Raw genomic sequence first — 19,190 nt, 5'->3', positions numbered from 1 at the left:
AAACCGGCGGTCAGCCGTGATGCAGCCTGGCCGCCGTATCCATAAAGGTGCGCACGATGCGTTCCAGCATGGGTTGCAGTTCCCGCGCTTTGGCCGGTTGCCAGGCGAACGGCGCCTGTTCGCTCATATAGTTGCACTGCGCCAGTTCCAGCTGCAGCGCGTACTGATGCTGCTCCGGCTGGCCGTAAGCGCGGGTGATATAGCCGCCGCGGAATCGACCGTTCAGTACCCAGCTCCAGCGGTACTGTGACTGGCACGCCTCCCGCAGCGCGGCTTCGATTTCGGGCGTGCAACTGAGGCCGCCGTTGGTGCCGAGGTTCAAGTCCGGCAACTGGCCGTCAAACAAACGTGGAATACGCGAAGCGATGGAATGGGCATCGAACAGTAGCGCATAGCCGTGGCGCTGTTTGATGCGCGCCAGTTGCTGCTGGATTTGCTGATGATAAGGCTGCCAGATATCGCGCAGATAACCGGCGCGTACCGTTTCCGACGGCGCGCGGTCGGCGAGGAACGCCGGGGTGCCGTCGAACAGCACGTCCGGAAACAGGCCGGTGGTGGCGGTGGTATACAGCGGCTGATCGTCGGCCGGGCGGTTCAGGTCGATGACAAAACGCGAATAGTTGGCCGCCAGCACGCTGGCACCCAGCCCGCGGGCGAAGTCGTACAGTTGCGGGATATGCCAGTCGGTGTCCGACAACGGGCGCGCGGCCGGGCTGAGTCCGTCGGCCACTTCCGGCGTCAGGTCGGTGCCGGCGTGGGGAATGCTGAGCAGCAGCGGGCTGTCGCCCTCGATAAAGGTAAACGGGGTCATGGACGTTGTTCTCCGCGAAAAATCGTGGTGCAGGGCAGTTGACCGCCCAGCCAGTAAACCAGTTCCGCCGGGCGCGCCAGCGGCCAGTGCACGAAATCCGCCACCTTGCCGGTTTCCAGCGAGCCGTGGCTCTGCTCCAGCCCCAGCGCGCGGGCGGCGTGCAACGTTACGCCGGCCAGCGCTTCTTCCGGCGTCAGCCGAAACAGGGTGCAGGCCATGTTCAGCATCAGCCGCAGCGACAGCGCGGGCGAGGTGCCGGGGTTGCAGTCGCTGGCGATCGCCATCGGCACGCCGTAGCGGCGAAATAGCTCGACCGGCGGGCATTGCGTTTCCCGCAACAGGTAATAGGCGCCGGGCAACAGCACCGCGACGGTGCCTGCCGCCGCCATCGCCGCCACATCCTGCTCGGTGGCGTATTCCAGATGATCGGCGGACAACGCCTGAAAACGCGCGGCAAGCGCGCTGCCATGCAGCGACGATAACTGCTCGGCATGCAGCTTGACCGGCAGCTTATGCGTTTGCGCCGCCTGAAACAGCCGCTCTACCTGCGCCGGGCTGAACGCCAGATGTTCGCAGAAGGCATCGACGGCGTCGGCCAGCCCTTCGCTGACCACCGCCGGCAGCAGTTCGCGGCAGACGAGATCGAGCCACGCCTCCGGTTGCTGCCTGAACTCCGGCGGGATGGCGTGGGCGGCCAGACAGGTCGAGACGATCTGCACCGGTTGTTGTCTGCCCAGCGCGCGGATCACCCGCAGCATTTTCAGTTCGCTGTCCACATCCAGCCCGTAGCCGGATTTGATCTCCAGCGTGGTGACGCCTTCGGCCAGTAACGGCCGCAAACGTGCGAGCGCCGAGGCGAACAGGCTGTCGTGGTCCGCCTGCCGGGTAGCGTTGACGGTGGCGAGAATGCCGCCGCCCGCCGCGGCGATATCGGCATAGCTGACGCCGTTGAGGCGCTGCTCGAATTCGCCGCTGCGATCGCCGCCAAACACCAGATGGGTATGACAGTCGATAAAACCGGGCGTAATGATGCCGCCGCCAAAATCGGTGACGCGCGACGGCGCGATAGCGGGCAAGGCTTGCCGCGCACCCAGCCAGACGATGCGGCCGTCGGTAACGGCCAGCGCGCCATCTTCAATCACCTGATAGCGGCCGCCGCGCAGGGTGACCAGATCGGCGCCCAGCCACAGACTGTCACAGGCTATCGTCATCCTGTTCCCTCTTGCTGTTATAGTCTTGTATAGACAAGTTATACGCCCCACTATGGGATTTCAGCAAGCTGTGACGGAATAGGAATTTCTTATTCACTTTCTCCGTCACAGTATCGGCTGTTAACCCGTTTCTGCGACGAAATAAAAAAGCCTTATGCCATGTGTTGTCGACTTTGGTGTATAGATATGTCTATACATCTGTTGTCGACGAACTGTGTTATCAACGAACTGTGTTATCAACGAGCAGTATTTCTACGAACAGTATCATCAACGATCATCACCGACAGGATTTCGCTATGTCCGTTTATTTTGCCGCGCGCGCCTGGTTGCCGCAGGGAATGGCGCGCAATGTGCGTCTGGAAGTGGATGAACTGGGTTGCTTGCAGTCCGTGACGCCGGATGCGGCGCCGGAAGGCGCACAACGCCTGCCGGGCATTGTGCTGCCGACGATGGTTAACCTGCATTCGCACGCATTCCAGCGCGCGATGGCCGGGCTGGCGGAGGTTGCGGGGAACCCGCAGGACAGCTTCTGGACCTGGCGCGACCTGATGTACCGCATGGTCGCGAACCTGACGCCGGAACAGGTGGGGGTGATCGCCACCCGGCTGTATATCGATATGCTCAAGGGCGGCTACAGTCAGGTGGCTGAATTTCATTACCTGCACCACGACCCGCACGGCAAGCCGTACCGCCAGCACGACATGCTGCGTCATCTGCTGGCGGCGGCGCAGCGGGTCGGCATCGGCCAGACCCTGCTGCCGGTGCTTTACAGCTACAGCGGATTCGGCGCGCAGCCGCCGCATCCGGGGCAGGCGCGTTTTATTCAGGATGTGGATCATTACCTCAGTCAGCAGGAAACGCTGGCGGCGCTGATTCAGCCTTATCCGCTGCTCAATCACGGGCTGTGTTTCCATTCGCTGCGCGCGGTCAGCCAGAACCAGATGGAGGATGTGCTGGAGGCCAGCGACAGCAGCCTGCCGGTGCATATCCATATCGCCGAACAGCAAAAAGAGGTGGACGATTGCCTGAGCTGGAGCGGCGAACGCCCGGTGCAGTGGCTGTTCAACCGCTTCGCGGTGGATGCCCGCTGGTGTCTGGTGCATGCCACCCATCTGGATGAACAGGAACTAAGCCGGCTGGCCGGCAGCCTGGCGGTGGCGGGATTGTGCCCGACCACCGAAGCCAATCTCGGCGACGGTATTTTCCCGCTCGACCGTTACGTGGCGCAGGGCGGGCGCTGGGGCATCGGCTCCGACAGCCATGTGTCGCTGAATGTGCTGGAGGAGCTGCGCTGGCTGGAATACGGTCAACGCCTGCGCGATCGTCGTCGCAACCGGGTGGCGACGCCGCAGCAACCGGCGGTGGGCAGCCTGTTGTACACGCAGGCGTTGCAGGGCGGCGCCCAGGCCTGCCGGGTGCCGGTCGGCGAATTGAGCGCCGGCTGGCGCGCCGACTGGCTGGTGCTGCGCGAAGACGCTCTGTTGAGCGCAGTGGCTGACGACAGCCTGCTCAACCGCTGGCTATTTGCCGGCGATCGCCAGCAGATCCGTGATGTGTGGGTGGCGGGCAAGCCGGTGATTGAAGACGGGCGGCACGCGCTGGACGAGGAGTATGACGCCCGGTTTGTCGAGGTGATGCAGTCGTTACAGGCGGTGCTGTGATGCAAACATTCAGCCTGAATACCCTACTGGTCAGCCGCTGGAAAAACGGCGGCGGCGAAACCCGGGAAATCTGCCGGATACCGTCGGACGAACCCGGCGGCGATTTTGCCTGGCGCGCCAGTATCGCCACCATCGAGCGCGACGGCGATTTTTCCTGTTTTCCCGGCGTGGACCGGGTGATTACCCTGCTGTCCGGCGACGGCGTGGATCTGTGCGGCGAAGACTGGCGACACCGGCTGACGCTGCATCAGCCGTTCGCCTTCGCCGGCGAGCAGGCGATCACGGCGCGGCTGTGCGGCGGCGTTAGCCTGGACTTCAATATCATGGTCGATCGCCGTCGCTACCGGGCGGAGATAGCGGTCGTCAACGGTACGGCGGTACAAGCGCCGGTTGCGGACGGTGTGGCGTACGTACTGGCGGGTCACTGGCGATCCGGCGCACATCGGCTGGCTGCTGAAGACGGCGTCTGGTGGCAGTCTTCAGACGTGGACTGGATGCCGGATGACGACAACGCCGTCTTGCTCCTGACCACGATCCACGCACGATAATCTGCTCTGTGCATCACCCTGATGCACAACAATTGGGCACCGCCATTGTGCGGTGCCGCCTCGAATGTGTTTTCCCAATGTCGAATGTGTTTTCTCCATGTGCCGTTATTCCCTGGCTGCCGCTGCCGGGCGGGATTGGCTGGACTTGCCGGCTGAGATTTGCCTGCCGATTGCAATCATGGCCCGAATCTTGCTGCTTAATTGATGTTGTATATACATGTAATTACTTTGACGGTTAAACACCAGGGGGAAGACATGAAAAAGAGCGGACTGGTTCGATCTGTAATTGCCTTATGTGTAGTAAGCGCGTCGGCCGCCTTCAGCGGGGGTGTGCAGGCTAAAGAGTGGAAGTCGGTGACCATCGCGACGGAAGGCAGTTACGAACCCTGGAACCTGACCTTGCCGGGCGGCAAGCTGGGCGGGTTTGAGCCGGAACTGATGACGATTCTGTGCCAGCGGATGAACATCCAGTGCAAGCTGGTGGTGCAAAACTGGGACGGCATGATCGCCGGTCTGCAGGCCGGCAAGTTCGATGTGATGATGGACGCCATCGTGATTACCCCGGAGCGCAAACAGGTGGTGGATTTCTCCCTTCCCTATGCGTCCACGCCGGCCAGCTTTATTACCGTCAAAGGCAAGCTGGCGCTGCCTGTCGAGGCGGATAAGGCGATGATTAAACTGACGAATGATCCTGAGCAGATTAAACCGGCGGTAGCCGGCCTGCGCGGCGCGTTGCAGGGCAAAACCATCGGCATCGCCTCCGGCACCGTCTACACGCCGTTCATCGACGCCTACTTCCGGGACGTCGCCACCGTGCGCGAATACACCGCATCCGCCGACGCCATTCTCGATTTGCAGGCCGGGCGCATTGACGCGGTGTTTGATGATGTCACCTTCGCCAACTCCATCCTCAGCAAGCCGGAAAACAGCAACCTGACGCTGGGCGGCCCGCAACTGACCGGACCTATCTGGGGAGAAGGGGAAGCGCTGGGCTTTCGTAAAAGCGATCCGGAGCTGAAGGCCAAATTCGATGCGGCCATCAAGACCGCACTGGCGGACGGAACGGTGAAAACGCTCAGCGAGAAGTGGTTCAAAACGGACGTCACCCCCTGAGACTGAGGAAACGCTATGTTGGCCCTGTTAGATTTCAGCGATCAGGGGTGGGGCGGCTTGCTGGCGATGGCCGCGCTGACCACGTTGTGCCTGACGATGGCGGCGTTGCTGATCGGCGCCTTGGTCGGCGCCGCAGTCGCCGCGGCCAAACTGTCCACGCGCCGGCTCTGGCGCGTGGCGGGTGAGACCTATTCCATCGTGTTTCGCGGTATTCCGGAGCTGCTGATCATCTATCTGTTCTATTTCGGCGGTTCCGGCGTGCTGACGCAGGTTGGGCGCTGGTTCGGGGCCGAGGGCTTTATCGAACTGCCGCCTTTCCTGATCGGCGCGCTGGCGATCGGCCTGATTTCCGCGTCGTATCAGGGCGAGGTATACCGCGCGGCGCGTCTGGCCGTGAATAGCGGTGAACTTGAGGCCGCCAGTGCTATGGGCATGCCGCGCTGGCGCATCGGGTGGCGGATTCTGCTGCCGCAGGTGATCCGCTTTGCCCTGCCGGGATTATCCAATGTCTGGCAGATGAGCCTGAAGGATTCGGCGCTGGTTTCGGTAACCGGCATTGTCGAGCTGATGCGCGCCAGCCAGATGGCCGCCGGATCGACCCGCGACTATTTTCTGTTCTACCTCTCCGGCGCGGCGATCTATCTGATCCTGACGGTGTTTTCCAATACCGCGTTTGCCCGTCTGGAGCGGATCTTGTCCCAGCCTTATCGCCGTAAGACGATTCAGGAGCCGTCATGATCGATATTGCCTTTCTGACGCAGACGTTCCTGCGATTACTGTCGGCGCTGCCGGTGACGCTGGGGCTGTTTTTTTCCTCGTTCGCGGTCGGCGCGGTGCTCTCGGTGCTGCTGGTGGCGATGCGGGTCAGCGCGGTCTGGCCGCTGAGCGGGTTTGCCCGTCTGTATATGCTGATCTTTCGCGGCACGCCGCTGCTGATTCAGCTGTTTCTGGTCTATTACGGGCTGGGGCAGTTCAGCACGGTCCGCGACAGCCTGTTCTGGCCGGTGCTGCGCGACCCGTTCAGCTGCGCCGTGCTGGCGCTGGCGCTGTGCACCGCCGGTTATACCGCGGAAATTCTGCGCGGCGCGCTGCTGTCCATTCCCGCCGGGCAGATTGAAGCCGGTCTGGCGTGCGGTATGTCGCGCTGGCTGCTGCTGCGCCGCATCATCGCGCCGGTTGCGTTGCGTCACGCGCTGCCCGCCTGGTCGACCGAGGCGATTTTGCTGATCAAATCCACCGCGCTGGCCAGCCTGGTCACGGTGTGGGATGTCACCGGCGTGGCGCAACAGATAATCCAGCGCACCTACCGCACGCTGGAGGTGTTTATCTGCGCCGCGCTGATTTACCTGTTGCTGAACTTCATTATTGTCAGGGTGTTTGCCTGGCTGGAACGCGCCTTGTCGCCGAATCTGGCCGCCGTGCCGACGTCTTCCGGGAGAGAGCATGAATAAAACCGCCCCCATAACCTTATCGATGATCGATATCCGCAAATCATTCGGCGCGCTTGACGTGCTGAAAGGCATCTCGCTGGATGCGCGCAAAGGCGAAGTGATTTCGCTGCTGGGCGCCAGCGGATCGGGCAAGAGCACCTTTTTGCGTTGCATCAACCTGCTGGAAACGCCGGACGACGGCACGGTCGCCGTCAGCGGCGAAATGATCCTGATGAAGCGCCATAAACTCGGTCATCAGGTCGCGGCCGACCGGCGTCAGGTGGAACGGCTGCGCACCCGGCTGGGGATGGTGTTCCAGAATTTCAACCTGTGGAGCCACATGACGGTGCTGCAAAACGTCATCGAAGGACCGTTGCATATCCTCAGGCGTTCGCGCGCCGAATGCGTCGGGCAGGCCGAGGCGTTGCTGGCGAAAGTCGGGTTGTATGAACGGCGGCACTTTTATCCGACGCAACTGTCCGGCGGCCAGCAGCAGCGGGTGGCGATTGCCCGCGCATTGTCGATGGAGCCGGAGGTCATGCTGTTCGATGAGCCGACCTCGGCGCTGGACCCGGAACTGGTCGGCGACGTGCTGAAAGTGATGCGCGGGCTGGCCGAAGAGGGGCGCACGATGCTGGTGGTCACCCATGAAATGGGGTTTGCCCGCCACGTGTCCAGCCGGGTGGTGTTCATGCATCAGGGGCGGATTGACTGCGAGGGCGCGCCCGACGCCATGTTCGGCGGCGACAGCTCACCGCGTTTTCAGCAATTTATCGCCAGTCACCAGACCGTGTAGGAGGGCAACATGAACACTGAGGTTTGCTGGGGGGACGCGCCGCTGGCATGGCATGAACTGGTGCAGGTAGCGCGCCACGGCGCGCGCCTGAGCCTGAGCGACGCAGCCTGGCGGCGTATGCGCCAGTCGCGGCGTATCGTCGAACAGATTGTGGACAGCGAAACGCTGGCCTATGGCGTGAATACCGGGCTGGGCGCGTTATGCAACGTGACCTTGCCGACGGCGGACCTGGCGCGGCTGTCGCGCAATACCTTGCTGAGCCACGCCTGCGGCGTGGGGCCGCGGCTGTCCGTTGAACAGACCCGCGCCATCATGTGCGCGGCGATCGCCAATTACAGTCACGGTAAGTCGGGGATTCAGCCTGATATCGTGCAGGCGCTGTTGGCGCTGCTGAATCAGGGCGTCACGCCGTGCGTGCCGTCGCAAGGCTCGGTCGGCTATCTCACCCATATGGCGCATATCGGGCTGGCGCTGATCGGCGTCGGCGAGGTGGAACTGCAAGGGCAGGTGCTGCCCGCGCCGGAAGCGTTGCAGCGCATTGGCGTTACGCCGGTGACGCTGGGGGCGAAAGACGGGTTGTCGCTGGTCAACGGCACGCCGTGCATGACCGGGCTCGCCTGTCTGGCGCTGGATGACGCCGCGCGGCAACTGGACTGGGCCGATGTGACCGGCGCGATGAGCTTTGAGGCGCTGCGCGGGCAGATCGTGGCGTTTGACCCTGAAGTCCTGGCGTTAAAACCGAGCGCAGGCATTCAACAGGTCGGGCAGCGGGTGCGCGCTCTGCTGGCCGGGAGCCGGATCATCGCCCAAAGCGAAGGCATTCGCACGCAGGATGCGCTGAGTCTGCGCTCCATCCCCCAAATTCACGGCGCTTGTCGCGATCAGTTTGCGTCGGCGGCGCAGCGCATCGAGATGGAGCTGAATGCCGCCACCGATAACCCGCTGGTGCTGGGTACGCCGGAACAATGGCGGGTGGTGTCGCAGGCAAATCCGCACGGCGAAGCGGTGGCGCTGGCGGCGGACAGTCTGGCGCTGGGGTTATGCGAGCTGGCGGGCGTGGCGGAGCGTCGGCTGGACCGGCTGATCAATCCGCTGGTGAGCGGGTTGCCGCCGTTTCTGGTCGCCCAGCCGGGGGTAAATTCCGGCATGATGATCGCCCAGTATGTGGCCGCCTCGCTTTGCGGCGAGAACCGCCTGCTGGCGCAGCCCGCGGTGGTGGATAACTTTGTCACCTCCGGCCTGCAGGAAGATCACCTCAGCATGGGTACCCCGGCGGTGCTCAAGTTATTGAAGCTAGCCGAAAACGTCTGGCACGTGCTGGCGATCGAGTATCTGCTGGCGGCGCAGGCGCTGGATTTTCTCGGCCCGGATCATGCCGGCGTCGGCACTCAGCGGGCGTGGCAGGTGTTGCGTCAGCAGGTCGCCGTCTGGCAGGACGATCGCTGGCTGGCGCCGGATATCGCCAGCGCGGTGCAGGTGCTGCGGCATCAGGATCTCTGTTGGGACGACTAGCCCTACCCGAACGGGCAGGCGCAGACACGCCCGAATAATCGATAGCGGGAACGAGGGAAAGGGCAGGCAACCGGCAAGCGATGCCGGTTAATTGAATGTCAGACGGTAAAAGCGCTGGGGGCGCCCGACGGTGCCGTGCTGAATGTGCGCTTCCAGCAGTTTGATGTTTTTGCAGTATTCGAGGTAGCGCCGGGCGGTAGACTTGCTGATGCCGATCGTATCGCTCAGGCTGTCGGCGGTGTGCTGCACGTTTTCGCCGGAAAATGCCGCCCGTACCTGATTGAGCGTCAGTTCATCGATGCCTTTCGGATAGATGAATCCCGTCGGCGCGCTATAGGGGATTGACTGGCGTATTACCCGGTCGATCTCTTCCTGCGGCAGATGCGATTTCTGGCGTACCTTTCTGTTGAACATCAGATAGTTTTTTAACGCTTCTTCCAGCCTTTCCAGCATGAACGGTTTGACCAGATAGTCACAGGCGCCGTGGCGTATCGCCGTTTTAATCGTGTCGATGTCGTTGGCGGCGGTGATGAAAATGACGTCGATATCCGGCTGCGTGGTGCGCAGATGTTTCATGATGTCGATCCCCGTGCCGTCGGGCAGATAGTTATCCAGCATCACGAGATCGGGTTTTTGGGCGGCGATGGCTATCCGGGCATCGGCAAGGGTATCGGCGCTTCCTAACAGCAAAAATTCTGGGTGTTTTTTGATGAAGCTTTCAATGAAGAAAGCCATGTCGTGATTATCTTCAACCAAAAATACGCTGATCTTGTTTTCCATAGCGTCAATCTTCTAACTCTTTGTTAAATCTTGGGGATGTAAACTGAAAAAACCGCACCGCCGTTATCGTCGGCCGCATCGACCAGACACTCGCCCCGCGCTTTCTGCACCAGTGACTGTACCAGATACAACCCGACGCCGTGATGACGGCCCGGTTTGCTGGTCGCGCCCTTCTCAAACAGCGTTTCTGCCGCTATCTGGCTGAGACCGGGACCATTATCCTGAACCGACAACACGATTTCATCACTACAGTCATTGAGATACAGCTCGATCGATTGCGCCTGGGCGGGCATTTTCACCGTCGCTTCCAGCGCGTTGTCCAGCAGATTACCGATGATGCAGGCCATCTCTTCGGCGCTCAGCGGCGCGTCCGCGCCGGTGTAATAGGATAGCGGGTCAATACGCAGATCGATGCCCAGTTCGCCCGCGCGCCCCACTTTCCCGAGGATCAACCCGGCAACGCACGGGCAGTGAAAGGATTTGATGATCGCATCATAAAACTGTTGTAGCTGGGCATTCTCCTGTGCGACGTACTGACTGACCCGCTCATATTCTCCCAACTGAATCAGGCCGTAGATAACGGCCAGGCGGTTTTTGAATTCGTGACTGATAACTCGCAGTTCTTCGCTTTCATGTTTAATGTGGTTGACCTGCTGGGTCATCAGGGTTTCATTGGTCTTTTCCCTTAGACTGATCACAAAACCGGCAAACTCATCCTGTTGATTGAGGATGATGGTCCGGTTGGCGATAAACGTCGAACCGTTAAAGGCGACGTCCACATCGTGGCGCTCCTGACGCTCGGCGGTTAAGAAGAAATCGGCCGGTACCACATAATCAGTAATCTTGTGTCCGGTCAGCGGGCCGTGAGGATGGTCGATGGAGAGCATCTTTTTGGCGGCGTTATTGATGGCGATGATGCGCCCTTCCGGGCTGACGGCGATCACGCCGTCGTAAATGGCGTGCAGAATGGCCCTGCGCACCTGATATTTATAGTTGATCATTTCCGGCGTCAGGCCGGACATCTGCTTTTTCAGCAGGCGGTAGGAAAACACGCCGCCCAGCAGGATCAGGATAAATACGGAAATCAGCAGGCCGAAGAATGGGGAGAAATAGTCCGCCAGCAGATCCCTGCGGTGCGCTTCCGTATACCCGACCGACACGTAGCCGATATATTTGCCATCCAGAATAAACGGCGCGCGCGTTTTTACCGAGGCGCCGGAGTAGCCGGTATTGTTGACCGTATAGCTTTTCCCGTCGCGCAGCAGGGCGATGTTGCCGATATCCTTGATGGCCAGGTTCACCTGAGCGGGGTCGGGATGGTAGAGGCGGATGTTATCCGGGTCGCTGATGACGATAAAATCCGCATCGCTGCGGGCGTAGCGCTGATCGATCAGGCTACGCAGCGTCGCCTGATCCCGACCGTTGACCGCCTGTTTGAGCGCGGAGTCTTGCGAGAGGATCAACGCCAGGTTTTTGGATTTATCCGCCACGTCGTTATAGAGCAGGTTGCTGATAACGAGAAAAACAGCGCAGCCGGTCGCCACCACCACGGCCAGCGAGGTAATGAAATAGTAAAGTATTATCTGATACTTATAAGAACTGCTCGGCTCGCTGCCGGCGGTTATGGCTTCGGACATGGTGGATTTCGTCAGTCATGGTTGCACGGGGTAAACACCGCATCACCCTGTGGGGCTAGGGGGCAAAGATACCATCGCCAGACGGAAAGGTTGCCGATATCGCGAACCGCAGGAAAACGGTGTTACGCGCTGCGGGTGTCACACGATGCTATTGAAACAGATAGGTGGCCTGATTGCGCCAGGCCACGTCAATGTTTTTAGTGATAACAGCAATGCTGTTAGCGATTCAACAACGATAACGCGCTGTGCAGCGAAAGACCCAGCAACGTAAAATCGGTCGTCGAGTAGGTGGTCGGCGCATCGACGCCGGCGTCGTGGATCGGCTGGAAAATGAATGCGGAGCCGGCAATGGAGATGATGCCGCAGGCCACTGCGCCGATTATCGCGCCGCGGATACCGCCGGTGGCGTTACCGATGATGCCCGCGCCGCCGCCGCTGGCAAACGTAAACAGCAGGCTGGGAACCATCGCCGGATAACCAAACACCGGCAACAGAATCATGGTCAGGAAGCCGCTGATGGTGCAACAGATGAAACCGATAAAGACGGCGTTATTGGAATAGGGAAACAGCGAATAGATTTCAATCGCCGGAATCGATTTCTTGATGACTTTATCGCTGATGCCTTTAAACGCCGGAATCAGTTCTTCGATAAACATGTGCACGCCGCGGGTCAGCATGTAGACACCCGCAGCAAACAGCCCGGATTGTTTCAGCAGGAACAGAAATATATTGGTATGGCTGTGGTCTTTATTGCCTGCGTCCGCAATCGCCTGCACATGATCGGCGCCGGCGACCAGCGCGGAGACAACAAAGAACAACAGCATCACAAAGAAAGTCGAAACCTGTTTGTCTTTTAAAAAACCAATACTGGTTGGAATGGCCAGTTTTTCCGCATCATTTTCTTTATTGCCCAGCTTTTCCCCTAACCAGCCGGCCAGCATATAGCTGGTGGAGCCGAACTGGCCGATAGAGAAATCGCCGGATTGTCTTAATGCGTCGCAGTTGTCAATTTGACGGCAATAACGCACCAGCAGTGCCGGAGAAATAACACACCATATCCCGGTAATAAAGGTCGCCAGTAAAGCTGAGTTGGAAACGGAAATACCGTGCAGCATGGCAATGATCGTCAGGCAGCTTACCATGAAAAAAACATGATGCCCGGACAGGACGATATATTTAAGCGGAGTGATTTTAGCCAGCAAAATATTGAAAAACATAGCGCCGATAAGCCCGGCGGCAATGGCCGAAGAATAGAGCTGGCCCAGTTTTTCCATGGCGACGACGATAACAACTTCGTTGTTGGGCACAATGCCCTGAACGTGAAAGGCTGTCAGGAATATTTTTGAAAAATTATTCAGTGACGGAGAAATAAGCAGGTTTGCACTGGCGAAAAGAATGACAAAACCAAGATAGGTTTTGATTGTTGAAGTAATAATATCGTTAATATTCTTCTTTTGAATGATATTTCCCAGCATGGTAAAAAGACTAACCAATATGGCGGCGTCTTTTAGTAGCTCGATAAGAAATTGAAACACAGGATTCCCCTTTATTCATAATCTTTTGACCGGGGTAAAGTAACTGCGATCCTGTCAGTGAAAGTTGATCGGCGATCACATTGATGGATAAATAAAAAGAATTAAATGAATTTTATGCTTTTAATTATTATTCCATTGATTTGTTATTTTTCTTTATTTACCGTCATCCGGCATTCGAATTTGGCGGCTTTTATCTATTTCATGTTAAGTGACATAACTGAAAATGTTAAGTGAAATGATTATTTAATTTATTTCAGCAGTGCTAAATCGCCAGCCAATAAAATTCTTTGGTTTATTGTGAACGGACTGAGTGTTTTCTATTTAAAAAACGTGAGTAACCGCCAGCAGGAATCGTGCTGATTAACCCGATTACGAGTGAATTATCTGAGCTTATGAGGAACGTGCTGTGTTGAAAGAATATCGTGAGCATGTCGCCGAACGTACCCGACAGGGTACCGTACCCAAACCGCTAGAGGCTTCGCAAATGGCGGCACTGGTGGAATTGTTGAAAACCCCCCCCGCCGGAGAAGAAGAGTTTTTAGTCGATCTGTTAGTCAATCGTGTTCCGCCGGGTGTTGATGAGGCGGCCTACGTCAAAGCCGGTTTCCTGGCTGCCATCACCAAAGGCGAGACCGTTTCTCCGCTCATTACCCCGGAAAAAGCCACCGAGCTGCTGGGCACCATGCAAGGCGGCTACAACATTCAGCCGCTGATTGAAGCGCTGGATAATCCCGCTCTGGCCCCGGTCGCCGCCAACGCGTTATCTCACACCCTGCTGATGTTCGACAATTTCTACGACGTGGAAGAAAAAGCCAACGCCGGCAATGCCCACGCCCGGCAGGTGGTCAAATCCTGGGCCGACGCCGAGTGGTTCCTGTCCCGCCCGAAACTGGCGGACAAGATTACCGTCACCGTGTTCAAGGTGACCGGCGAAACCAACACCGATGACCTGTCCCCGGCGCAGGACGCCTGGTCGCGTCCGGACATTCCGCTGCACGCGCTGGCGATGCTGAAAAACGCCCGCGAAGGCATCGAGCCGGATCAGCCCGGCGTGGTCGGTCCGATCAAACAAATCGAGGCGCTGAACCGGAAAGGGTTCCCGCTGGCCTACGTCGGCGACGTGGTCGGCACCGGCTCGTCCCGTAAATCCGCCACCAACTCGGTGCTGTGGTTCATGGGCGACGATATCCCGAACGTGCCGAACAAACGCGCGGGCGGCGTGGTGCTGGGCGGCAAGATCGCGCCGATTTTCTTCAACACCATGGAAGACGCCGGCGCGCTGCCGATCGAGGTGGATGTCGCCCGGCTGAACATGGGCGACGTGATTGATATCTACCCGTATCAGGGGGAAGTGCGTCACCACGACAGCAACGAATTGCTGGCCAGCTTCGAACTGAAAACCGACGTGCTGCTGGATGAAGTGCGCGCGGGCGGCCGTATTCCGCTGATTATCGGCCGCGGTCTGACGTCCAAAGCGCGCGAGTCGCTGGGCCTGCCGCACAGCGACGTGTTCCGTCATGCTAAAGACGTGGCGCCGAGCAGCCGCGGCTTCTCGCTGGCGCAGAAGATGGTCGGCCGCGCCTGCGGCGTCGCCGGCATTCGTCCCGGCGCTTATTGCGAGCCGAAGATGACCTCGGTCGGCTCGCAGGACACCACCGGCCCGATGACCCGCGACGAGCTGAAAGACCTGGCCTGTCTGGGCTTCTCCGCCGATCTGGTGATGCAGTCCTTCTGCCATACCGCCGCCTATCCGAAGCCGGTGGACGTCAACACCCACCACACGCTGCCGGATTTCATCATGAACCGCGGCGGCGTGTCGCTGCGTCCGGGCGACGGCGTGATCCACTCCTGGCTGAACCGCATGCTGTTGCCGGATACGGTGGGCACCGGCGGCGACTCCCACACCCGTTTCCCGATCGGGATTTCCTTCCCGGCCGGCTCCGGTCTGGTGGCGTTTGCCGCCGCCACCGGCGTGATGCCGCTGGATATGCCGGAATCGGTGCTGGTGCGTTTCAAGGGTAAGATGCAGCCGGGCATCACGCTGCGCGATCTGGTGCATGCGATCCCGTACTACGCGATCAAGCAGGGTCTGCTGACGGTGGAGAAAAAGGGCAAGAAAAACATCTTCTCCGGCCGCATTCTGGAAATCGAAGGCTTGCCGGACCTGAAGGTGGAGCAGGCGTTCGAACTGACCGACGCCTCGGCGGAGCGCTCGGCGGCGGGCTGTACCATCAAGCTCAACCAGGCGCCGATCGTCGAGTACCTGAACTCCAACATCATTCTGCTCAAGTGGATGATTGCCGAAGGCTACGGCGATCGCCGTACGCTGGAGCGTCGTGTGCAGGGCATGGAAAAATGGCTGGCGGACCCGCAACTGCTGGAAGCCGACGCCGATGCGGAATACGCCGCGGTGATCGACATCGATCTGGCGGATATCAAGGAGCCGATCCTGTGCGCGCCGAACGATCCGGACGACGCGCGTCTGCTGTCCGCTGTGCAGGGCGACAAGATTGATGAAGTGTTCATCGGCTCGTGCATGACCAACATCGGTCACTTCCGAGCCGCCGGCAAACTGCTGGATCAGCACAAAGGGCAGCTGCCGACCCGGCTGTGGGTGGCGCCGCCGACGCGGATGGACGCGGCGCAACTGACCGAAGAAGGCTACTACAGCGTATTCGGCAAGAGCGGCGCGCGGGTCGAAATCCCCGGCTGTTCGCTGTGCATGGGCAACCAGGCGCGGGTGGCGGATGGCGCGACGGTGGTGTCGACGTCGACCCGTAACTTCCCGAACCGGCTGGGCGCGGGCGCGAATGTGTATCTGGCGTCAGCGGAACTGGCGGCGGTCGCGTCGCTGCTGGGGCGTCTGCCGACGCCGGAGGAATACCAGCAGTACATGGCGCAGGTGGACAAGACCGCGGACGACACTTACCGCTATCTGAACTTCAATTTGATTGACCGCTATATTCGTTAACGGCGTTGTCATGACATTGCATTTCGGCGGTATAACATAGCTAGCGATAACCAATAGGTACTGAATAAAAGCGGGTGGTTTTGGCTCTGATGTGGAACTTGTCTCCCCTTGTGATGCAACATTGCCGATTCCGCCCGCTTTCCTGACTATCGATCACGCGATTTACCGCTCGTGGTATTTCTTGCAGAACCTGATTTTTACCATGCTGATAACGGCATGGCGCAAATCAGGTTTTTGTCTTTTTAACCGGCGGGTTGCAGCGGTCAGAACTATCAGTGAATACCGACTAGCCGCCAAAACGGCCGAATAGCTGATAGCGGGAACCGGGATAAAACAGACGCGCGGCGGTGACGACCCGCGAGCCGTGCCAGGTGCGGCGGCGGATTAGCAGACAGGGTTCCTGCTCGCCCAGCGCCAGCAGGTCGCGCTGATGCGGTTCGGCGGCGACGGCTTCCACCCGGTGCTCGCCGGCGGTCAGCGGCGCGACGCGGCTCAGGTAGCTGTGCGGCGTATCGCGGGTGAAATCCTGCTGTAGATAGTCCGGCGCCACCTGCGGGTTGACGTAACGAATTTCCAGCTGTACCGGTACGTCGTTTTCGTAATGCACGATTTGCGAGTAAAACAGCGGCTGGCCGGGGGCGATATCCAGTTGCGCGGCCTGATCGCCATCGGCGTTAAGGGTTTCCAGCACCAGCACCCGGCTGCCGTGGCGATGACCGCGGGCGGCGATTTCATCGGCGATGTTGTGCACTTCCAGCATGGCGGTGTGCGCCTTCTGCTCCGCCACAAACGTGCCTACGCCCTGCATCCGCACCAGGAATCCTTCGCTGGTCAGTTCCCGCAACGCCCGGTTGATGGTCATACGGCTAACGCCCAGTTCATTCACCAGTTCGCTTTCCGACGGCACCCGCTGATGCGACTGCCAGACGCCGCTGCGAATCTGGCTGATAATCGCCTGTTTTACCCGCTGGTAGATCGGCGCGGGGGTATCACTCATGGCGGCGGCAAGTTGGGAGGCGGTTTGCAGGTCGGTCAAGGCGTCATCCTCAAAGGCAACAGATGATCGCAGTGTAGCGAACAACGACCAATCCTGTATAGACAACCGGTTCTCTTCGGCAACAAAACCGCTGACGTGAAATGTCCATCACATCCGGTTACGTTTTGGCGTTTCCACGGAAAGACGGCCTGTAACACAGTAAGTTACATGCTGTCTGGCACGGTATTGCGTGCGATAACCTGGATAACCACCGAGGAAGAAGATCATGAATAAACGCCTCTGCCTGCTGCTGGCTTTGTTACCTGTGACCGCGATGGCAAATCTGAAAACGGTAACCACGCCGGGCATCGCGCCAGATGCCGTCACCGCGGTAAAAATGTATTTCAACGGAAATATCAATCAGGAAAAGATTAACGAGCTGACGATGGCGCTGGACGAAGCCAATATGCGTTTCAAAAACGCTCATGATCTTTATCTATATATCAACAGCGAGGGCGGCGATCTGGATAGCGGGCACGCCGCCTATCTGGCGATCAAAAGTTCGCGTATTCCCGTCACCACCGTCGATGTATCAATGACGGCGTCTGCCGCCACCATGCTGTTCTGCGGCGCCAGGAATAGGATCATGCTGACCGATACCGCTATCCTGATTCATCCGCCGACCGTCAATCAGAATGAGAAAAGCAGTGCGCCAGACAGCCTGGCACTCAAGCGGCAGTGGTCCGAACATTACGTCGGCATGCTGAAAAATGTTTACCGCCAGTGCACGACCCTGAGCGATGAGGCGATGAACAAAGCGTTATACAGCGAAGACGCCCATCTGTTTCTGAACAATCAGGAAGCGGAGAAGATCGGAATAGCGACCGCGACCGAAGATCGGATTCACGCCGCCGAATTTGCCTATTTTATCAGTGATGGGCAGGACAGGAATAAAGGGTAATTGCCTGCCCGCGCCCGGTGTTTTTCGCCTTAGCTTAAGATAGGCGCGGCGTTACCCATCCCTTCATTTTACAGGCAGTCGATCGTTCGATTGCCTGATCCTCTCACGAGTCGGCGAATACGGCGCAGCCCAGTACTTACCTGAGCTGCGCCGTATCGCGCCACATTTTGTAAATTTATCAAAATATCGATCCTTAACGTTATATTGACGTTATCTTTACGAAATCCTGAGCCTAAATAGTGACTTCAGGCATCATCAGAGAGGTCGTTTTCATCGGTTTCAACCGTTCACTGAAACGGCCTCGGTCAGGTCTCTTCCTGTTCTGTGCGCGTAGGTTTTAAATAAGGGTCAATCATCAATGGATACATCGTTTTCCTGTGTAGGATGCGGCAAATGCTGCATGGGGCATCATGTACCCCTGACACTGGCTGAAGCCCGTGAATGGGCGTCGGACGGTGGGCAAATCATTATTCTTGCCGAAGGGTTTTTGCAAAATGGCGTCGGTATCCTGCCGGAACAGCGCCAGCATGCCCAGTCGCGCTCTTGTGACGTGATCAGCGGCGAAACCCGGGCGTTTATCGCGATCACTTTCGCGGCCTACAACCCTGATTCCTGCCGGCATCTGGATGAGGATCTGCGCTGTCGGATTTATGATCGGCGTCCGCTGGTGTGCCGTATTTACCCGATGGAGATTAACCCGCATATTCCGTTGCGGCAGGTCAATAAAGACTGCCCGCCGGAGGCCTGGTTGCAGGGAGACACGTTGATTGTCTCGGACCGGCTGGTGGACAACGAGACGCAGGCGTTGATCGAACGCTCCCGTCAGGCGGATCGCGAAGATGTTCACATTAAGGCGTCGATTTGCAACTGGCTGGGGATCGCCACCAGCGCATTGAAAGGCGATGGTTTCACGGCCTACCTGCCGGATATGAGCGCCTTTACGTCGGCGCTGGAGCTGGCCGGGCAATTCACCGCCGAAGAGCATGCCGAAGCGGCGCTCAGCCGGGCATGGCAGTTCCATGTTTCCGGCGAAGATGTGCTGGCGTCGTTACAGCAGGCCGGCGCCCAGGCCATCACCGGGCAGTCGCAGTATTATGGTTTTATCGGCTTGCGAGCCGCCTGACGGCGTAATGCCGTTTACAGCTGTTGACAAACAGCCAGGGTGTTTTGTGAATGGTGATGCCTGTTTGACCAGTGAATGATTTCGTGCGGGATAAACGGTGTCGTTTCTTTGCTATTTCATCGCAC

The 19,190-nt window shown here is 58.9% G+C and carries 16 protein-coding genes; 10 read left to right on the top strand and 6 right to left on the bottom strand.

The window, feature by feature from the left end:
• Positions 1–10: 10 nt before the first annotated feature.
• Both hutG and hutI read right to left on the bottom strand, forming a co-directional pair.
• Positions 11–811 carry an N-formylglutamate deformylase gene (gene hutG / locus DXX3274_RS15910; protein WP_042860608.1) on the bottom strand — a complete coding sequence of 267 codons (801 nt, stop codon included), beginning with the start codon at positions 809–811 and terminating at the stop codon, positions 11–13.
• Complete coding sequence (hutI, locus tag DXX3274_RS15905; RefSeq protein ID WP_050569892.1) at positions 808–2,022, bottom strand: imidazolonepropionase; 1,215 nt, start codon at positions 2,020–2,022, stop codon at positions 808–810. The genes hutG and hutI overlap by 4 nt, the downstream gene beginning before the upstream one ends.
• A gap of 296 nt (positions 2,023–2,318) precedes the next feature.
• On the opposite strand from hutI, the gene DXX3274_RS15900 reads away from it, so the two are divergent.
• The 7 genes from DXX3274_RS15900 to hutH all read left to right on the top strand — a co-directional run bounded on the left by DXX3274_RS15900 (position 2,319) and on the right by hutH (position 9,082).
• The gene (locus tag DXX3274_RS15900; RefSeq protein WP_042860606.1) at positions 2,319–3,683 is read left to right on the top strand and encodes a formimidoylglutamate deiminase; all 1,365 of its coding nucleotides are present in this window, start codon (positions 2,319–2,321) and stop codon (positions 3,681–3,683) included.
• Positions 3,683–4,231 (top strand): HutD family protein, encoded by a 549-nt coding sequence (locus DXX3274_RS15895; protein WP_042860605.1) that lies wholly within the window; start codon positions 3,683–3,685, stop codon positions 4,229–4,231. The genes DXX3274_RS15900 and DXX3274_RS15895 overlap by 1 nt, the downstream gene beginning before the upstream one ends.
• A 255-nt stretch (positions 4,232–4,486) precedes the next feature.
• Positions 4,487–5,344 carry a transporter substrate-binding domain-containing protein gene (locus DXX3274_RS15890; protein ID WP_042860604.1) on the top strand — a complete coding sequence of 286 codons (858 nt, stop codon included), beginning with the start codon at positions 4,487–4,489 and terminating at the stop codon, positions 5,342–5,344.
• A gap of 15 nt (positions 5,345–5,359) precedes the next feature.
• Positions 5,360–6,082, top strand: a complete 723-nt coding sequence (locus DXX3274_RS15885; protein WP_042860603.1) for an ABC transporter permease — start codon at positions 5,360–5,362, stop codon at positions 6,080–6,082.
• Positions 6,079–6,795, top strand: coding sequence for an ABC transporter permease (locus tag DXX3274_RS15880; RefSeq protein ID WP_042860602.1), 717 nt, complete (start codon positions 6,079–6,081; stop codon positions 6,793–6,795). Before DXX3274_RS15885 ends, DXX3274_RS15880 begins: the two co-directional genes overlap by 4 nt.
• Entirely contained in the window at positions 6,788–7,570 is a 783-nt protein-coding gene (locus tag DXX3274_RS15875) for an ABC transporter ATP-binding protein (protein WP_042860601.1), read from the top strand. The genes DXX3274_RS15880 and DXX3274_RS15875 overlap by 8 nt, the downstream gene beginning before the upstream one ends.
• A gap of 9 nt (positions 7,571–7,579) precedes the next feature.
• Positions 7,580–9,082, top strand: a complete 1,503-nt coding sequence (hutH, locus tag DXX3274_RS15870) for a histidine ammonia-lyase (protein ID WP_042860600.1) — start codon at positions 7,580–7,582, stop codon at positions 9,080–9,082.
• 87 nt (positions 9,083–9,169) lie between these two features.
• Here hutH and DXX3274_RS15865 read toward each other — a convergent pair whose 3' ends face one another.
• From DXX3274_RS15865 to DXX3274_RS15855, 3 genes are all read right to left on the bottom strand, one after another.
• A complete protein-coding gene (locus DXX3274_RS15865; RefSeq protein WP_042860599.1) occupies positions 9,170–9,862 on the bottom strand; it encodes a response regulator in 693 nt (230 codons plus the stop codon).
• A 23-nt stretch (positions 9,863–9,885) separates the two neighbouring features.
• Positions 9,886–11,499 carry a sensor histidine kinase gene (locus DXX3274_RS15860; protein ID WP_042860598.1) on the bottom strand — a complete coding sequence of 538 codons (1,614 nt, stop codon included), beginning with the start codon at positions 11,497–11,499 and terminating at the stop codon, positions 9,886–9,888.
• Positions 11,500–11,717: 218 nt separating this feature from the next.
• Positions 11,718–12,974, bottom strand: a complete 1,257-nt coding sequence (locus tag DXX3274_RS15855; RefSeq protein ID WP_238556131.1) for a PTS transporter subunit IIC — start codon at positions 12,972–12,974, stop codon at positions 11,718–11,720.
• Between the two features lie 466 nt (positions 12,975–13,440).
• Between DXX3274_RS15855 and acnB the strand changes: the two genes are divergently transcribed.
• Positions 13,441–16,005, top strand: coding sequence for a bifunctional aconitate hydratase 2/2-methylisocitrate dehydratase (acnB, locus tag DXX3274_RS15850; protein WP_042860596.1), 2,565 nt, complete (start codon positions 13,441–13,443; stop codon positions 16,003–16,005).
• A 286-nt stretch (positions 16,006–16,291) separates the two neighbouring features.
• Here acnB and hutC read toward each other — a convergent pair whose 3' ends face one another.
• On the bottom strand, positions 16,292–17,041 hold the full coding sequence (gene hutC, locus DXX3274_RS15845) for a histidine utilization repressor (protein ID WP_042860595.1): 750 nt from the start codon (positions 17,039–17,041) through the stop codon (positions 16,292–16,294).
• Positions 17,042–17,267: 226 nt separating this feature from the next.
• Between hutC and DXX3274_RS15840 the strand changes: the two genes are divergently transcribed.
• Entirely contained in the window at positions 17,268–17,942 is a 675-nt protein-coding gene (locus DXX3274_RS15840) for an ATP-dependent Clp protease proteolytic subunit (RefSeq protein WP_042860594.1), read from the top strand.
• A gap of 358 nt (positions 17,943–18,300) precedes the next feature.
• Positions 18,301–19,065, top strand: a complete 765-nt coding sequence (locus tag DXX3274_RS15835; protein WP_042860593.1) for a YkgJ family cysteine cluster protein — start codon at positions 18,301–18,303, stop codon at positions 19,063–19,065.
• Positions 19,066–19,190 lie beyond the last annotated feature (125 nt).

This window comes from Dickeya sp. NCPPB 3274, from assembly GCF_000406205.1.
In the GTDB taxonomy this organism is placed as follows: domain Bacteria; phylum Pseudomonadota; class Gammaproteobacteria; order Enterobacterales; family Enterobacteriaceae; genus Dickeya; species Dickeya fangzhongdai.
Note: the sequence above shows the minus strand (reverse complement) of the source record. Positions and strands in the feature narration are given on the sequence as shown.

Bases quoted from the DNA above. Each gene is read 5' to 3' on its own strand.
- DXX3274_RS15900 (WP_042860606.1), top strand. From the start codon at position 2,319: ATGTCCGTTTATTTTGCCGCGCGCGCCTGGTTGCCGCAGGGAATGGCG.
- DXX3274_RS15880 (WP_042860602.1), top strand. From the start codon at position 6,079: ATGATCGATATTGCCTTTCTGACGCAGACGTTCCTGCGATTACTGTCG.
- DXX3274_RS15865 (WP_042860599.1), bottom strand. From the start codon at position 9,862: ATGGAAAACAAGATCAGCGTATTTTTGGTTGAAGATAATCACGACATG.
- DXX3274_RS15835 (WP_042860593.1), top strand. From the start codon at position 18,301: ATGGATACATCGTTTTCCTGTGTAGGATGCGGCAAATGCTGCATGGGG.
- hutG (WP_042860608.1), bottom strand. From the start codon at position 811: ATGACCCCGTTTACCTTTATCGAGGGCGACAGCCCGCTGCTGCTCAGC.
- DXX3274_RS15875 (WP_042860601.1), top strand. From the start codon at position 6,788: ATGAATAAAACCGCCCCCATAACCTTATCGATGATCGATATCCGCAAA.
- DXX3274_RS15860 (WP_042860598.1), bottom strand. From the start codon at position 11,499: ATGTCCGAAGCCATAACCGCCGGCAGCGAGCCGAGCAGTTCTTATAAG.
- DXX3274_RS15890 (WP_042860604.1), top strand. From the start codon at position 4,487: ATGAAAAAGAGCGGACTGGTTCGATCTGTAATTGCCTTATGTGTAGTA.
- hutI (WP_050569892.1), bottom strand. From the start codon at position 2,022: ATGACGATAGCCTGTGACAGTCTGTGGCTGGGCGCCGATCTGGTCACC.
- DXX3274_RS15840 (WP_042860594.1), top strand. From the start codon at position 17,268: ATGAATAAACGCCTCTGCCTGCTGCTGGCTTTGTTACCTGTGACCGCG.
- DXX3274_RS15885 (WP_042860603.1), top strand. From the start codon at position 5,360: ATGTTGGCCCTGTTAGATTTCAGCGATCAGGGGTGGGGCGGCTTGCTG.
- hutH (WP_042860600.1), top strand. From the start codon at position 7,580: ATGAACACTGAGGTTTGCTGGGGGGACGCGCCGCTGGCATGGCATGAA.
- DXX3274_RS15855 (WP_238556131.1), bottom strand. From the start codon at position 12,974: ATGCTGGGAAATATCATTCAAAAGAAGAATATTAACGATATTATTACT.
- DXX3274_RS15895 (WP_042860605.1), top strand. From the start codon at position 3,683: ATGCAAACATTCAGCCTGAATACCCTACTGGTCAGCCGCTGGAAAAAC.